The 16,114-nt window shown below is 46.0% G+C and carries 14 protein-coding genes; 3 read left to right on the plus strand and 11 right to left on the minus strand.

What is annotated here, in order from left to right; genetic code table 11:
- Positions 1-72: 72 nt before the first annotated feature.
- From J2S00_RS04290 to J2S00_RS04335, 10 genes are all read right to left on the minus strand, one after another.
- Positions 73-1,467 carry an alanine/glycine:cation symporter family protein gene (locus tag J2S00_RS04290; protein ID WP_307335876.1) on the minus strand — a complete coding sequence of 465 codons (1,395 nt, stop codon included), beginning with the start codon at positions 1,465-1,467 and terminating at the stop codon, positions 73-75.
- Positions 1,468-1,675: 208 nt separating this feature from the next.
- The gene (locus J2S00_RS04295; RefSeq protein ID WP_307335879.1) at positions 1,676-2,569 is read right to left on the minus strand and encodes a fumarylacetoacetate hydrolase family protein; all 894 of its coding nucleotides are present in this window, start codon (positions 2,567-2,569) and stop codon (positions 1,676-1,678) included.
- Positions 2,570-2,600: 31 nt separating this feature from the next.
- On the minus strand, positions 2,601-3,596 hold the full coding sequence (locus tag J2S00_RS04300) for a 2-hydroxyacid dehydrogenase (RefSeq protein WP_307335880.1): 996 nt from the start codon (positions 3,594-3,596) through the stop codon (positions 2,601-2,603).
- 1 nt (position 3,597) lies between these two features.
- Positions 3,598-4,875 (minus strand): nickel pincer cofactor-dependent isomerase, group 22, encoded by a 1,278-nt coding sequence (locus tag J2S00_RS04305; RefSeq protein ID WP_307335882.1) that lies wholly within the window; start codon positions 4,873-4,875, stop codon positions 3,598-3,600.
- A gap of 29 nt (positions 4,876-4,904) precedes the next feature.
- Complete coding sequence (locus J2S00_RS04310; protein ID WP_307335884.1) at positions 4,905-6,416, minus strand: tripartite tricarboxylate transporter permease; 1,512 nt, start codon at positions 6,414-6,416, stop codon at positions 4,905-4,907.
- A gap of 169 nt (positions 6,417-6,585) precedes the next feature.
- Positions 6,586-7,038 carry a tripartite tricarboxylate transporter TctB family protein gene (locus tag J2S00_RS04315; protein WP_307335885.1) on the minus strand — a complete coding sequence of 151 codons (453 nt, stop codon included), beginning with the start codon at positions 7,036-7,038 and terminating at the stop codon, positions 6,586-6,588.
- 99 nt (positions 7,039-7,137) lie between these two features.
- Entirely contained in the window at positions 7,138-8,169 is a 1,032-nt protein-coding gene (locus J2S00_RS04320) for a tripartite tricarboxylate transporter substrate binding protein (protein ID WP_307335889.1), read from the minus strand.
- Between the two features lie 88 nt (positions 8,170-8,257).
- Complete coding sequence (locus tag J2S00_RS04325; protein ID WP_307335891.1) at positions 8,258-8,674, minus strand: PaaI family thioesterase; 417 nt, start codon at positions 8,672-8,674, stop codon at positions 8,258-8,260.
- A 27-nt stretch (positions 8,675-8,701) separates the two neighbouring features.
- The gene (locus J2S00_RS04330; RefSeq protein WP_307335893.1) at positions 8,702-9,487 is read right to left on the minus strand and encodes an enoyl-CoA hydratase/isomerase family protein; all 786 of its coding nucleotides are present in this window, start codon (positions 9,485-9,487) and stop codon (positions 8,702-8,704) included.
- Positions 9,484-10,707 carry a CaiB/BaiF CoA transferase family protein gene (locus J2S00_RS04335; protein ID WP_307335896.1) on the minus strand — a complete coding sequence of 408 codons (1,224 nt, stop codon included), beginning with the start codon at positions 10,705-10,707 and terminating at the stop codon, positions 9,484-9,486. Before J2S00_RS04335 ends, J2S00_RS04330 begins: the two co-directional genes overlap by 4 nt.
- A gap of 240 nt (positions 10,708-10,947) precedes the next feature.
- Here J2S00_RS04335 and J2S00_RS04340 point away from each other — a divergent pair, with 240 nt between their 5' ends.
- From J2S00_RS04340 to J2S00_RS04350, 3 genes are all read left to right on the plus strand, one after another.
- The gene (locus J2S00_RS04340; protein ID WP_307335899.1) at positions 10,948-12,078 is read left to right on the plus strand and encodes a citrate/2-methylcitrate synthase; all 1,131 of its coding nucleotides are present in this window, start codon (positions 10,948-10,950) and stop codon (positions 12,076-12,078) included.
- A 119-nt stretch (positions 12,079-12,197) separates the two neighbouring features.
- Positions 12,198-12,881 carry a GntR family transcriptional regulator gene (locus tag J2S00_RS04345; RefSeq protein WP_307335901.1) on the plus strand — a complete coding sequence of 228 codons (684 nt, stop codon included), beginning with the start codon at positions 12,198-12,200 and terminating at the stop codon, positions 12,879-12,881.
- 23 nt (positions 12,882-12,904) lie between these two features.
- The gene (locus J2S00_RS04350; RefSeq protein WP_307335906.1) at positions 12,905-14,305 is read left to right on the plus strand and encodes an SLC13 family permease; all 1,401 of its coding nucleotides are present in this window, start codon (positions 12,905-12,907) and stop codon (positions 14,303-14,305) included.
- A 68-nt stretch (positions 14,306-14,373) separates the two neighbouring features.
- Here the strand turns inward: J2S00_RS04350 and J2S00_RS04355 are convergent, their stop codons facing one another.
- Entirely contained in the window at positions 14,374-16,056 is a 1,683-nt protein-coding gene (locus tag J2S00_RS04355) for an IlvD/Edd family dehydratase (RefSeq protein ID WP_307335909.1), read from the minus strand.
- Between the last annotated feature and the right edge of the window lie 58 nt (positions 16,057-16,114).

Genomic DNA, 16,114 nt, shown 5'->3' on the forward strand with positions numbered 1-16,114 from the left:
AAAAAGACAGCACGGCTCTTGGGCCGTGCCACCTTGTGACTGACTGTCCGGTTGTACCAGACAAAATGATTTTCAGGCTTTGACTTCCTCTTTGGATGATGCATCCTGACGAAGATAGTCGCCGTCAAAAAACTCCTTGACCAGACGGAAAAACTCTTTTCTTAGCAGGAGCAAGGCCAGCAGGTTGGGGATGGCCATGACGGCCAGGGCAATAGAGCCTAAAGTCCAGACCACGTTCAGCTCCAGTCCGACAGCAAAGATAATGGGAATCACATATACCCAGCGGGAAATCTGTACGCCTTTCTCACCAAACAAATAGGTGACAGCCGTTTCCCAATAAAAGGCCCAGCCAATAATGGAGGTGTAGGCAAACAACAAAATGGAAATAGAGATCAGAACTGAACCAAACATGCCGAAGCTTTCCGCAAAGGCCATGTTGGTCAGAGCGATACCGTTCTCTCCTGTTTCAAAGACACCAGTAGTCAGAATCACCAATGCGGTCATGGAACAAATCACGATGGTATCAAAGAACGTTTCAAACGCCCCCCACAATCCCTGGCGCGTGGGATGGTCGGTTTGAGCCACCGCATGTGCCATGGGGGCACTCCCTTGCCCCGCTTCATTGGAGAACATGCCGCGGGCCATACCGTACTGAATAGCAGCTGCAACGGCTGAACCGGCAAAACCACCCATGACCGGTGCCGGTTGGAAAGCATAGGTAAAAATCATGGCAAAGGCTTGCGGCACTGCAGTAATGTTCATAAAAATAATAATTAAGGAAGCAATGATATAAATCGTGGCCATCAGGGGAACCAGTTTGGCGGCCACAGCCCCGATACGTTTAATTCCGCCGATAATCACCAGACCGGCAAAAAAGGCAACTACCACCCCAGTAACAATAGTCGGAATGCCATAAGTTTGATGCATGGCATCAGCAATGGTATGGGGCTGAATGAGCGGTGCAATGCCGATCGCCCCAAACAAAGCACAGACGGCGAATAATACAGCTAACGGTTTCCAATTCTGACCGAGCCCTCGCTCAATATAGTACATTGGACCACCGTAATAGGCACCCTGCTCCGTTTTCTGACGGTACCGGACGGCTAACGTCACTTCGGCCATTTTGGTCATCATGCCCAAGAAAGCGACCACCCACATCCAAAACACAGCACCTGGACCACCTAAGGCAATGGCGGTCGCTACCCCGGCCATATTACCCGTTCCAACAGTACTGGCCAACGCCGTGCTCAACGACTCAAAAGGTGAGAGTACACCATCTTTTGTAAGCGGTTTCTTTCTTTTGAATACAGAGCCAACGGTTTCTTGCCAGATAACTGGAAATTTGCGGACTTGAAAGAAACCGCTGCGCAAAGTGAGATAGAGGCCTGTCCCCAGCAACATGACCATCATGGGGATGCCCCACAGAAAGTCTTCAACCTTACCTAATAATAATAAGATAAAGTCCATGCTTCTTTTTCCCCTCTCTGGTGTAATGTCCACTTTGTACATTAGTAAGTTTACACATTTTTCGACATGCGATCAATGTAAAATTTTGAAAATCAACAAAAAAGGTAACCGATCAAAAAATAAAAAAGGAAGCAGTAGAAAGCGCTTCCCATTTAACTTCATTTAAGCCATTGGTTGACAAGGTCTACCCTCGCTCATATGAAATGCTTCATCGATCTACCCTCTTTTTTAAATCATGAACCGGATTAACCAATTTTTCAAAGCCTTCGATATGACATTCCACCACATCACCATCACTAATGGGCACCGCACCCGGAGTACCTGTGGAAATAATATCTCCCGGAAGCAAACTCATCACTTTGGAATGGAAGGAAACAAGGTACCAAGGACCAAAGGTCATGTTGGAGACCACATTTTGCCGGTGAACTTGGCCATTAATCACAGTGGCAACCGAGAGCTTGTGAACATCCTCCACCTCATCAGGCGTGACCAGGTGAGGTCCGAAACTGAAGAAGGTATCAAAGCTTTTGGAACGTGTCAAATATCTAGGATTTCTCTGCAAAATATCTTCAGCTGTCATATCAATGATCGTGGTAAAACCCGCAATCACATTGGGGGCTTCTTCCTCAGAGACATCCTTGCAAGGCTTGCCAATGATAATGCCCAACTCGGCTTCAGCTGTTGTACGCTCTGATTGGTGAGGAATTTTGATCGTATCATAAGGACCGATAATGGTTGTATCAGGCTTCATAAAGCTGGCCGGTTCTGTATCGGGGGCTTTTTCACTTAAGTCGGCAGCATGCTCCACATAGTTAAGCCCAATCCCCCAGATTTTGTGCGGATGACGGTACAAAGGCTCATACTTCACCTCATCCGGAGAGAGGAGATGTTCACTGTCGCTTTCAATCAGCTCTTTTCCTTCCTGGCGATACCATTGATTCATCTCTTCCAGCTGCTGTTCTTGAATAATATCAAACATTTGGGTGGCCCAATTTTTATTCCATTTTTCATTCACTTTTTCCAGCGTATACAGCCCTTTACGAGTGGCAATGGCAGCACAGGTATGGCCGGTCTTTTTCACTGTAATCGTTGCTAAACGCATGTCAATTCCCCCTCAATAAATTGCAGTTTCCTTATTGTGAAATTGGAGTACGCAGTTGGGTAATGCCGTTGACACTATATTGAAAATGGTGCTCGTTTTCTGCGGCCTGTATATTATTGAAAGCGGTGGCCAATACCCTTTTTAATGTATCAATTGTTCCCGCCCCAATATGTGGCGAGGCAATCACATTCTCCAATTGCAACAACGGATGATCAGCATGGACAGGTTCAGATTCCCATACATCAATCCCTGCCCCGGCAATCACCCCGTCTTTGAGGGCATGGTATAAGGCCTGCTCATGGACTACGCCACCTCTGGAGACATTGATCAGTACAGCACTTTTCTTCATCAATTGTAGTGTCTTTGCATTGATCAGCCCTCTGGTTTCCGGTAAAAGCGGGATATGCAGACTGACAATATCCGCCGTTTGTAATAATTCCTCCAGTGAAACAAAACGGGCATCAAGTTGTTCTTCTACCTCTGCAGGAGCCCGAAATTTATCATAATAGATAATCTGAGTGCCAAATGCCCGGGAACGTTTGGCGGTTTCCTGGCCGATTTGGCCAAATCCGATCAAACCGTGTGTCTTCCCCTGCATTTCGTAAGAAGAACTGCGAAATTCCCACATCAGCCATTTTCCTTCTTTCATAGATTGATGTAGAACAGGCAGTTTGCGATACAACGCCAAGATGAGTAAAATCGTCAGCTCAGCTACTGCCGGTGCATTTGCTCCGGGGGTGTTGGCGATCGGTAAAGCCAGTTCAGTGGCCTTAGGCAAGTCAATATTATCCACTCCAACCCCCGTCTTTTGAACCAGCTTAGCTTGTGTGGCTTTCGCCAAAATGTGTTGATCAAGTGGATAAGTGGCCGCCATTAAATAGTCGGCTTGAGGGAGTCTCGCATTTCTTTCATCTTCATCTAAATCATGCCAAAACCATAATTCAAATCCTTCCGGTTTAAGACGCTTTAATAGGGCTCTCATTTGGTCATTCACTTGATCAAAGTATAGAATGCTGGGTTTAGACATGTCAGCACCTCCTGTTGTAAACCAGTAGCCGATGAACCAGCTCCTTATGCTGGTCAAAAGCAAGGTTGCATGTCTTGATCACCTTATACTCCCTGCGCGCTCTCTCCATTTCTTCCACAACAGGTTTGGAGACTAATACCCGTTTGAGATGCAATGTGTTGGGGATTTGCACCACTTTTAAAGTTTGCAGACTCACATCAGGCCCCAAACTCTTAACCGCCGTTTCAATCGCTTCTTTCTCAGTGGGATAAATGAACGGAATCATGGCTCGCTGCAAGGAAGTGCTGGTTAAGGCATTGGTGTACGTGGCATGCAAGTTGATCTTGTCGAATAATTTGCGGGTCGTAAAATCAGCCAGCCCAACCCCTTGAGCATTACCGAATGATTGGTGGTCCAGGTCCAAAACGACAATGCGCTTCACATCAGGCACTTCAGGATCGGGCATATCATCCATTCGCCACCGACCGATAATATTGGGATCCATCCCCGCTCCGCTGTAGATTTTACCCATCGCTTCAACGATAAGGATATCAATTTGATCCACTGGCAAGCTGGGCATCATGGCTTTAGCTTCTTTGAGCAGTTCTGCTTCTTTGTCATGCCACTCATCTCTAGCCACGCCAACAATGTCAGCCGTTTCGTCGTAAGCGTTTTCCACGATAGCCAAACCCATTAAAATGTTGGCGTTCTCAATGGCGCATTTCGATACCTTTTCAATATTGCGGGCCATATGTTGTGCACCATTGCTATGGACAAAACTGGCCCCTTTTATTTTGCCCAGCCCAATCGTCACCATTTTGCTCAAACCGCTCTCAATCTTTCCCCGAAAGTTGGTATGAGTCTTCACCCGATTAACCACTACAATGCCGTCTGCATGGTAAGCGTGTTTGTCCATATATACTGGGACACCATCTTCTGTATGAGCAATCAACTCCACCTCCATTGAAGAACGAATTTCTGCGCCTACAGCTTCCTCTGTAATCCCCAGATGTTTCAAAACTTCCCTTTGTCCTTCCGCTGTAGCACCTCCGTGACTGCCCATAGCCGGGACCAAAAATGGTCGGTACCCCAGTGCTTTAAGTGCAGAGACAGTGTCCCGTAAGATCTGGACGATGTTAGCAATCCCGCGGCTGCCAGCTGTAATGGCAATTTCTGCCCCTTCGGCTAGGCCCTGTATCTCCGGATTTTTTTTGATCTCCTCATACACTTTTGCCTTGATGCCGGTCAACCTTTTAGCTGGAAACACTTGCTCAATTTCAATCATCTCCAACACAGCCATCCCCCCTTGTATCATTAAATATTATATTTCTATTGCACAAAATCCTGCGGATTATGCTTTTTCTTATTTCGTTGCGTTATTTTAATAAACAAAGGGGAAAATACGAGCAGACAAACGAAGATGAACAGGAGCAGTGAAACGGGACGGGTCAGAAAGATGGACAGACTCCCTCCTGAGATAATGAGCGACTGTCTTAATGTTTCTTCTGCCATTGACCCTAGCACCAAAGCCAAAACAAGGGCAGCCGGAGAATAGCCATACATCTTCATAAAAAAGCCAACCAAACCAAAGATCAGCAGAATCCACGTTTCAATAATGCTGCCATGTAAACTAAAGGTACCCACTGCACACAAGACAATAATGACGGGCACCAGAAGCCTGTATGGCACTTGCATCACTTTAATAAACAAGGGAATGGCCACGATGTTAACCACAAGCAGGATCACATTTCCTAAATACATACTTGATATTAGACCCCAGGCAAACTCAGGGTTTTCTGACATGAGCAGCGGTCCAGGCCGCAATCCCCACATGAGAAAGGCACCCAACAACACAGCGGTTGCTCCCGAGCCGGGGATCCCAAGAGTTAACAATGGAATCATGGCACCGGAAGAAGCCGCGTTATTGGCTGTTTCCGGGGCCACAAGCCCAGGCATATGTCCCTTTCCAAATTCCTGTGGCTGTTTTGACACTTTCTTCTCAAAGGAGTAAGAAAGCAGGGAGGCGATGGTTGCTCCTGCCCCTGGTAGAACGCCTGTAAAAAACCCGATGATCGAGCCCCTCACAAATGTGAACTTGCTCTGTATCCAATCGGTTGCAGCAGGCCAAAACTGACTTCCTCTAAAGTTGACCTTGATCATCTCTTTTTCCAGTTCTTTGTGAGTTCCTTTATATATAGAGTATAAGGCTTCCCCAATCCCAAATACCCCGATTGCCACGGGAAGAAAGTAGATCCCATTCATCAACTCCGGAGAGCCAAAAGTAAACCTCGGCACACCCGAAACGACATCCACTCCTACCATGGCAATGGCCAGACCCACTAAAGCCGAAATCACTCCGTATCTCTTTCTCTCCCCCATCATGAGAACCAGAGTACAAAGCCCAAATAACATGAGCATGAAATATTCTGGTGGTCCAAATGACCGGGCAATCTTGCTGAACACAGGAGCAAAAGCGCTGATCAAAATAACACCGATCGTTCCTCCGATGAAGGAGGCAAATGCTTGCATGACAAGGGCGGGACCAACACGCCCTTTTTGGGCCAGCGGATAACCATCAAATGTACTGGCCACCGTAGCGGATTCCCCTGGGGTGTTAATTAAGATAGAGGTTATGGTCCCGCCATACATGGAGCCATAATAGATTCCGGCGAGCATAATGATCGCTGTAGTCGGATCAAGAGTAAAGGTTAACGACAGAAGAATAGCAATGCCGGCTGTTGGACCAAATCCTGGGATAATCCCAACCACCATGCCCACAAAGGCCCCCACCATAAGAAAAAAGAGATTCGTCGGGGTTAAGACAACCGAAAGACCCAACATGAGGTTGGATATGATATCCAATTCTCTTCACCTACTTTCCTTTTTACTATGCTCCGTCACGTAAAATCTTCAAACACCATTCGCCACGTCTGGCCGAAAAGCGAAAACCAAGCAGTACGCCAGACGGTTATCTCCCGCCTCTAAGCGTTAGCGTAGGCAATGAGAGTGTTCAAAGAAAGGAGAGAATCCCTTTAGGCAAACCACCATTCAACCAGACATTTAAGACAAAATAAATTCCAATAGGCACAGCAAGACTAAAGACTAAATTAAAAGCAACACGTTGACGATTAAACATAAGTAATATGGAAAAAATATATATCATCATTGCTAATAAAGCTCCCATCGGTCTTAACAGCATAACAAAGAGAGCCGTTAAGAGAATCACCCCTACCATGGTTCTGCCATAAGTTTGCTCAGATTCTTGTTCCACTTCTTTCGCTTGGATTTCTTTGAAATCTCGATACAAATTATAGATGGTCACCAGGATGAGCAAGCCTCCAATCCAGCGCGGGAAAAAACCGGGACCGACTTGCTCTCCAGTGGTGAAATAAGGATAATTTAAGCCCTGATAGAAAAATAAGACTGAAAAAATAAGCAAAATCACGGAAAACAATATCTTCATAGCTTTCCTCCTCGCCAAATTAAGGGATAAAAGGCAACCTGGGACATGTCTGTCCAGGTCACCTTCTTTATACATGTTCCTCCCAATACCGTTCAGGCCCTATTCTATAATCTCCAGGTCTCTCATCATCACCTCAAATACAGCGTTTGTTTCTTCCAGGTACTTCGTAAAGTCATCACCATACAAGATAGATTCAGTAAGCATATTGTCGTCAATATACGCTTGCCACTCTGGCGTTTCTGCCACTTTTTTCATGGTTTCTATCCACCAGTTGCGAACTTCCTCAGAAACACCACCGGGCATGATCACCCCTCTGGGCATGGAAATATTCACATCATAACCTTCTTCGGTAAAAGTGGGAACATCAGGATATTGGTCCAGACGCTGCTGGCCGGAGAAAGCCAAAGGTTTTAATTCCCCGGCGTCAATTTGACCCACTACCTCGGCAGGATTTCCCATAATAGCATCCAAACTCCCGGATAAGATAGCCGTTACCAGCTCCCCTTGACCATTAAAGGAGACATACTCAAAATCAAATCCAGCCTCCTGTGCAAAAGTGGCGGGCACTAAGCGATCCACATTGGCAGCCCCTATCCCTCCGATTTTCATATTGTTGGCTTGAGCTGCCTCCACAAAATCAGCCAATGTTGCATACGGGGCATCTCCTGGAACCAAAAAGAGCAGATCGTCAGTCGCCATCAAAGCGATATGGGTGAAATGCTCATAGTTAAACCCTGGTTCAGACAACAATGGAGTGGTGATAAAGCTGCCGCTGGTGGTGGAAATGTGATAAGGATTACCATGTTGGTTATTCAAAAATCCCCAGCCCACTGCGCCGCTTCCGCCCTCTCGGTTTTCCGGGACAATAGGATGACCATACAGATCATATTTCTCCAAGATTTCAATGAGGGTACGGGCCATGATATCATTGCCACCGCCAGGTCCAAAAGCAATGGTCCAGTTTAATGTTTCAGTGGGATAGTCTAATGCCGCCTCCGGTGAAGCGCTTTCATTTTGTTTATTTGAAATTTCCGTCTCGTTTTCTTGAGTATCCGCCGGTGCCTGGCCACAAGCTGTCAACCCGATTGTCAAAACCACAATCAGCAATCCCATGATCACCTTTTTCATCATCGTCAACCCTCCACAAAACTTTTTGGCATCATAACATTTACCAAATTTTTAATTATTCTGAATAAATAGTCCCAAAAGAGAGACAGCCTTATAGGCGGTGCCATGTTGAAGTGGCCACCGCTACAGGCGCATCATCGGCATTAAACATCCGGGCCTCTAACACCACCACCGTTTTTCCCTTCTTGATGAAACGGGACTCGCAGTAAATATTCTCTCTAAAGACCGGTTTCAAAAAGTTTATTTTCATTTCAAGTGTAACGGCTGGGCCAAGAAACTTTTTGCAAAGGTGTCCCATGGCGACGTCAAGAATAAAAGAAATGACACCGCCATGTAAGGAGCCTTGCGGGTTAAACATATAATCGGCCACTTGAACATCGACCCGGCATGTCTCTTCACCATAACTGAATTGGAGGTCAAAAAACTTGGCTAAGAAAAATTGTTCAAAATCGGGCTGGTGTTCAGCTAAAGCTTTTTCAAACCGCTGTTTGGCCATCTCATAGTCCACGATCTCATCATCCTTCTCTCGATTAAACTACGAGTAGGTAAAGCGAGGCTTCCGTTTTTCCAAAAAGGCTCTCACCCCTTCTTGATAATCCTCTGTGTCAAATGATCCATTGCGCAAAGCTTCTGTCTCCTCATTATCGTTGGTTTGTCCGCCCAAAATTAAACCAATAATATGCTTCATGCTGCGGACTGAGAACTGAGCCTTGTGACAGATTTCTTGCGCAAATTGATACACCTTTTCTTCAATCTCGTCCGCTGCGAAAATCCCATTGACCAAACCAATTTCATACGCACGTTGGGCATCGATGTGACGACCTGAAAGTAAGATATATTTGGCATTAGCAGGACCAACGAGATCAACCAGTTGTTTTGTGGCCGTCAAGCTATACACAATGCCCAAATTGGCAGGTGTAATACCAAACCGGCCGGTGGGATCACTAAATCGGAAATCACAGGCTAGGGCAATCTCACAGCCCCCGCCGATGCAGTACCCTTGCACTAGGGCAATGCTGGGTTTAGTCATCGTGGCAATGGTCCGCTCGGCATGGTGCGTGGCCTCGTTGTAGATCTTTGCGCCTTTGGAATCGGCGCGCAGTGTCCGAAATTCACTGATGTCCGCTCCTGCGGCGAAGGCCGTCTGATCAACCCCACGCACCACCAAAACTTTAATGGAGCGGTCCTCTTCTACCTCTTGAATAAGGTCTGGGATCGTTTTCCACATGTCATAGGTCAGTGCATTGCGCTTATGGGGACGATTAAAAATGAGGGTAGCAATTTCTCTTTTTTTTTCAAGCACCAGATCGTTTGGGGTCATGATTTTTCCTCCTTCACATATTCTCCGTATTTGGCATATACCACTTCTTCCTGATACAAGCGTTCAATTTCCTCTTCTGACAGCCCGATTTCCTTTAACTTTTCCGTCGTATGTTGACCCAGTAACGGAGCCGGCTCCCTAATCGCCAGCGGCGTTTTAGAAAACTTGATCGGGATCCCAATCGTTTTGATCCGTCCTAGTTTGGGATGATCAAGTTCAACCACCATCTCTCTCGCCTCAACATGAGGATCATTTAAAGCTTGATCATATGTGTACACAGGACCGCCCGGTATGCCCGCTTCATCCAGCTTTTGGACCCAATAAGACGTTGTTTCCTGCCTTAAGATATGTTCGATCTCCTGTTCCAGAATATCGATGTTCTCCATTCGTGTTGCTAAATCGATAAAGCGGGGATCTTCTATCCATTCCGGCCGCTTTAAAACCTGTTGACACAAACGTTCCCATAGCCGTTGATTTCCTGCACCGATCGTCACGAACCCATCCTTTGTTTTATAAGCTTGATACGGAGTTGACCGCCTATGTCTAGTTCCGGTGGGTTCGGGGATTTCTCCAGCACCAAAGTAAGCTGCAGATTCCCATACCGTCCAGGCCAGACCGGCATCCACTAGTGACGTATCAAGATACTGCCCTTCCCCTGTTTTCATCTTGTGAATATAAGCTCCTAAAATGCCGTAAATGGCTGTCGCTCCTGCGGCGATATCATTGATGGCGATGCCCACCTTGACCGGACGCCCGTCCGGTTCCCCGGTCATGCGCATAAACCCTGTAAACCCTTGGGCAATGATATCAAATCCTCCTTTATGACTATAAGGGCCATATTGTCCAAAGCCGGAAATGGAACAGTAAATGATGCCAGGGTTAACCTTGGCCACCTGCTCATAATCAATGCCTAACTTCTGGGTGACACCGGGCCGGAAATTTTCAATAACAACATCGGCTTCCTTGGCCAGCTTTAGAAAAATTTCCCGACCTTTTGCTGACTTCAAATTCAAGGCCAGACTTTTCTTATTCCGGTTCGGCATGGCAAAGCAGTAGCCTTCCCCATTTATAAAAGGGCCTAGCCGCCTTGAATCATCCCCTTGAGGAAATTTTTCGACCTTTGTCACTTCGGCCCCCATATCGGCCAGCACCATCGTACAGTAAGGGCCAGCTAAAAATTGGGTCAAATCCAGTACTTTCATGCCTTGAAGCGGCAGCATCATTTCACTCCTTCCACAACTTTATTTTGTATACATAACACATTATAATGAATTAACATTTCCCGGTCAATAACATTATGAATTTTTTAATGATTACCGCAGCATTGTCATCAATTTATTTGTTTTGTATAATGTATAATGTGCAAAGAATAAAATTTTTTCTATATTTTTGGTCATTGCTTCATAAAAAATGATCGTTTAGTATGTGCACTTTTGAAAAGAAGGGGAGGAAAAAATCATATGTCAAAAACTAATTTTGCTGCTGGTCTAGAAGATGTCATAGCTGGCACGTCCGGCATTTGTTTCATTGATGGAAAGGAAGGGAAGCTGATCTACTCCGGGTATAGTGTAGAAGATCTGGTCAAGCACGACGCTTCCTTTGAAGAAGTCGTTTATTTGCTTCATCACCAGCAATTGCCAACCCTAGAACAACTTAACGCATTTAAACAAGCTCTTGTTGAGGAATTATCGTTGTCTAACAATATGATTGAGCTCATGCGATCATTCGTTCCCCATGTCAGTCCTATGGTGGCCTTGCGCTCGGCCGTTTCATTATTGCAAACAGAAGACCGGCCGGTGCGGGAAATGGATCAAGAAGACCTGCGCTCCATCGCCTTACGTTTGGTCGCCAAAATGCCTTCCTTAGTGGCGGCAATCCATCGTATCCGTGAAGGACAGGATGTCTTACAGCCGGACAAAAAATTATCCTTAGCTGCCAACTTTTTGTATATGCTCAGCGGACAGGTCCCGGAACCTTTAGAGGAAAAGACAATGAATATCGCACTGATCTTACATGCCGATCATGAATTTAATGCTTCCACCTTTGCAGCCCGAGTGACAGCGGCCACTGAGTCGGATCTGTATTCTGCTGTCACCTCCGCCATTGGTACATTAAAAGGCCCTCTCCACGGGGGAGCAAATGAGGCCGTAATGAAACTGCTGTTCGAAATTGGAGACGTGGACAATGTTGAAGCTGTGATTCAACGCAAACTGGAGAATAAGGTCAAAATTAGCGGCTTTGGTCACCGTGTCTATAAAACGATGGACCCTCGGGCCAGCATCCTCAAACGCATGTCCAAAGAAATAGGAGAAAAGAAGGGTAACACAAAGTGGTATGAGTTAACTGAAGCGGTGGAAAGGGTGGTTTTTGAGAAGAAAGGATTATATCCCAATGTAGATCTTTATTCTGCTTCCACTTATTATGTCCTGGGGATTAAAATGGATCTGTTTACCCCCATTTTTGCTGTCAGCCGTATAGGAGGTTGGACAGCACACATTCTTGAACAGTACGCTAACAACCGGCTAATCCGACCACTGTCTGTCTACACAGGCCACCAACGTCGTGAATATGTTCCTCCAGAACAGCGTTGATATATAACCGGGACTAGTATCTGCAATGGATACCATAATCAAAGATATGTTCCACAAATTGAAGCCGAACGGGTAAAATATAACTATAATATTTTTACTAATAAAAGGGGTTTGGTCCTATGAGCAAAATACAGCCAAAAACGGTTACCGATGCTGTTTATGAACAAATAAAATCCGATATTATTGCTGGTGTCTATCGTCCCGGTCAGCGGTTAATGGAAACAGAATTGGCCCAAAAACTGCAAGTAAGCCGTACCCCTGTAAGAGATGCAATGATTCGCCTGGAACAGGAAGGTTTGACAACAATCCGCCCTCATCGTGGCATTTATGTGCGGAAATTATCCAAAAAAGATATTCAGGATTACTATCAACTACGGGCTGTACTGGAAGGGCTGGGGGCCAAATTGGCCGCGGTCAACGGAACGGAAGAAGATCATCAGGAATTGAAGAACATGTTAATAAAAATGCGTGAGATTTTAGATGCTTATCAGCACTCCCAAGATTTTAAGGAAATGGCTCTCTGTAATAACCAGTTTCATGAGTTAATCTTTAAAATTGGAGGCAATCAAGTTCTAGCCCAGACACAAGCTACCTTGGCCAACCCCATCGCCCTGGTTCGCTCCATTTCCTGGTTCAATACGAAAAGAATCGCCGAAGTTTGGTTGGAGCATAAAAACATCGTGGAGGCCATTGTTGCCCGGGATGCAGAACTGGCTCAGAAAAGAGCAGAAGAACATATTTATCAAGCATGGAAGTCAGCAGAGTCCAAGTTGGACCAACTGGAAGATGAGGGGGAAAAATAATAAAATGATGAGACAATACAAACATGAGTGTTATGTTGCAGGTCAATCGTAAAATCACGATCTTCTTTCTGCTTAATATTAGTTCTTTTCTTCTTTTCTTTCTTATCCCAACAGAGCATGCCAAGATGCTCGTCGTACTCGTCTTTGCTCTCACCGGTTGGGGAATGAGAGCACTTCCTCAACCGCTCATCTCCCTCTCTATCATACTTTACATTGCTATAATGGGGATCCATTCCTTTAACGATGCTTTGACAGGCTTTGGTCAGCCCTTTGTTTGGTTACTCCTATCCACATTTGTGTTAGCCGCCGCATTTGAAAAAACAGGATTAGGCAAACGGATCGCTTTATTTTTACTCAGACAAGTAGGAGGCAGATTGCCATCTGCCCTCTTGTCGGTATTTTTGGCCATGATCATTTTGAGTTTTTTTATCCCAACAGCGGCGGGAAGAGTAGCCATGCTGATCCCCGTCTGCCTGGGATTGATCCAAGTTGTACATGCCTACGAACGCTCGTCCAATTTTGCCAAAACGATGCTAATGGGGGTAGCCTTCACCTCAAGCTTTATGTCTTGGGCCATCATCACCGGCTCAAGTTCAACGATTTATGCCGCTTCCACCCTGCATATGATGACAGGCTTTCAATGGACCTATTTTTATTGGTTTGTTCTTAATTTTCCCATTGTAGTGATTCTTACATTAACTTTATGGTTCATTGGGAGTCTTTTATATCCCGTTAATAAGCATGCGATTCCGGAAAGTGCGGCTTATATTGAAGCAGAGTGGAAAAAGATGGGAGGCATCAAAGGAGAAGAGTTTAAGATTCTTGTCATGCTTGTTGTCACTCTCTCGGGCTGGATGACAGAGTCTTACCACGGATTTTCCGTTCCGATGGTGGCCATGCTCTCTGCTATTGTGACTTGCTTACCCAAGTTGGGGGTTCAGACATGGAAAGAAGCATCCCACCATATCGATTGGGACGTACTCATTCTGTTTGGTGCAGCGTATACATTGGCTGAAGCCTTGCAAAGCAATGGCACAGCTGCCTGGATTGCTGTTACAATAGGAGAGTCTCTAAGCGAAGTATCTCCTCTGGGAGCAGCCTTGCTCCTGATTAGTTTGACAGGGTTATTTCGTCTCGGTTTTGCCAACATGTTGGGGATTACAGCCGTTTTTTTACCGATCACAATCAGTTTAGCGGAATTGTGGAGAATCAATCCCGTTTGGCTTTCCCAGCTGGTCATCATCGCCTGTTCCTTCAGCTACTTTTTGCCAACTCAAAGCCCAGGCAATTTAATTACCTTCAGTTATGGTTATTATCGTGAGTCAGATTTAGCCAAAATGGGCCTTGTTTTATTCAGTGTTATCGTTCCAGTACTGCTTTTGTCTGCTTTTCTATACTGGCCTTTAATGGGACTTAAACCATAACGCCAGCATGGGAGGGTATAAATTAAAACGGTTCAGCCTGGTGTCGGACAGGGCACCAGGCTGAATGGCTACTTACGCAGAAAATCAAAATCGCAGCCTTTATCGGCCTGTAATACATGATCTTGGAACAAACGGATATAACCGCGCTCAGCCTTTTTGACTTTTGGTTTCCACTCTTTTTTACGTCGGTCCATCTCTTCATCGGAAACCAAGAGCTGAAGTCTTCGTTGCTTAACATCCAGTTCTATCCAGTCCCCAGTCCGTACCAGGGCTAATGGGCCCCCTATCGCCGCTTCGGGAGCCACATGCAGGATCACCGTGCCGAAAGCGGTTCCACTCATACGACAGTCGGAAATCCTAACCATATCGCGGACACCTTGTGTTAACAACTTTTTAGGAATGGGGATCATGCCCGCCTCCGGCATGCCTGGAGCACCAACTGGGCCTGCATTTTGTAAAATGAGGACGTCATCTTCCCTCACGTCCAAAGTCGGATCATTCACTTTCTGTTCCATATCTTCCAGGGAAGCAAACACGATGGCACGCCCTTTATGCTTAAGCAGATGTTCCGAAGCTGCCCTTGGCTTGATAATAGCCCCATCAGGCGCCAGATTTCCTTTAAGGACGGCAATTCCTTCTCCGGCATATAAAGGCCGGTCAAAGGGATATATGACATCCCGGTAATGTTCCAATATTTTGACATTTTGTAGATTTTCCCCGACCGTTTTGCCTGTGACCGTTAATTCATCTACATGCAAGACGGGTTCCAATTCTTTCATGACTGCAGGAGCACCTCCGGCATGAAAAAACTCCTCCATCTGGTATTTCCCGGCCGGTCTAAGGTTGGCGATAAACGGTGTTTCCTTGCCCAGCTGATCAAACAACTCCAGTGGTAGTTCAATGCCGAGACGCCCGGCAACGGCAACAAGATGGATAACCGCATTGGTTGAACCTCCAACAGCCATCAGCATTCGTATAGCATTCTCAAATGCACGAGGCGTCATTATATCCGCTGGCCTGATGTTTTGTTCGACCAGTTTGACAATCTGCTTGCCCGTTTCCTGTGCTAGAGCCAGCCGTCTGTTATCTGTGGCAGGAATGGCGGCGGCACCAGGCAACATCATCCCCAATGCCTCGCAAATGACTGCCATCGTACTGGCTGTCCCCATCACCATGCAATGGCCCGCTGTCGGCGCCAGCGATTCATTGATTTTTTCCAATTCGGCTTCATCAATATTTCCTCCGCGATACTCCTGCCAAAAATAGCGGCAATCGGAACAGGCTCCTAAGGTTCGTCCCTCATATTCCCCATTAGCCATTGGCCCACCTGTAAACATAATGGCAGGAATATTGGCGCTGGCAGCGGCCATTAATTGAGCAGGAGTCATCTTGTCACAACCACCGATTAAGACCACACCATCCAAAGGCTGGGCCGAAATCATTTCCTCTGTATCCATGGCTGCCAAGTTTCGATATAGCATGGTGGTCGGACTAACAAAACTTTCCCCTAATGAAATAGTGGGAAACTCCAAAGGGATTCCTCCTGCCATCAGTACTCCCCGCTTGATCGCTTCAACTATGGGTCCAAAATGGGTATGACAGCGATTAATTTCACTTCGGGTATTGCAGATGCCAATAATAGGCTTATCAAAATCCTGTGGATTATGCCCCAAGTGTCGGGCAAAAGCTTTTCTTAAAAACCGGCTAAATCCTTCATCACCATAGGCAGCAACCTTTTGTGCTTTTAGCAATGCTTATTCACTCCCATTAGTGCTAGTTATCAATTACATTTTATCAGAAAGTTATGCT

The sequence above is a fragment of the Caldalkalibacillus uzonensis genome (assembly GCF_030814135.1).
Taxonomy (GTDB): domain Bacteria; phylum Bacillota; class Bacilli; order Caldalkalibacillales; family Caldalkalibacillaceae; genus Caldalkalibacillus; species Caldalkalibacillus uzonensis.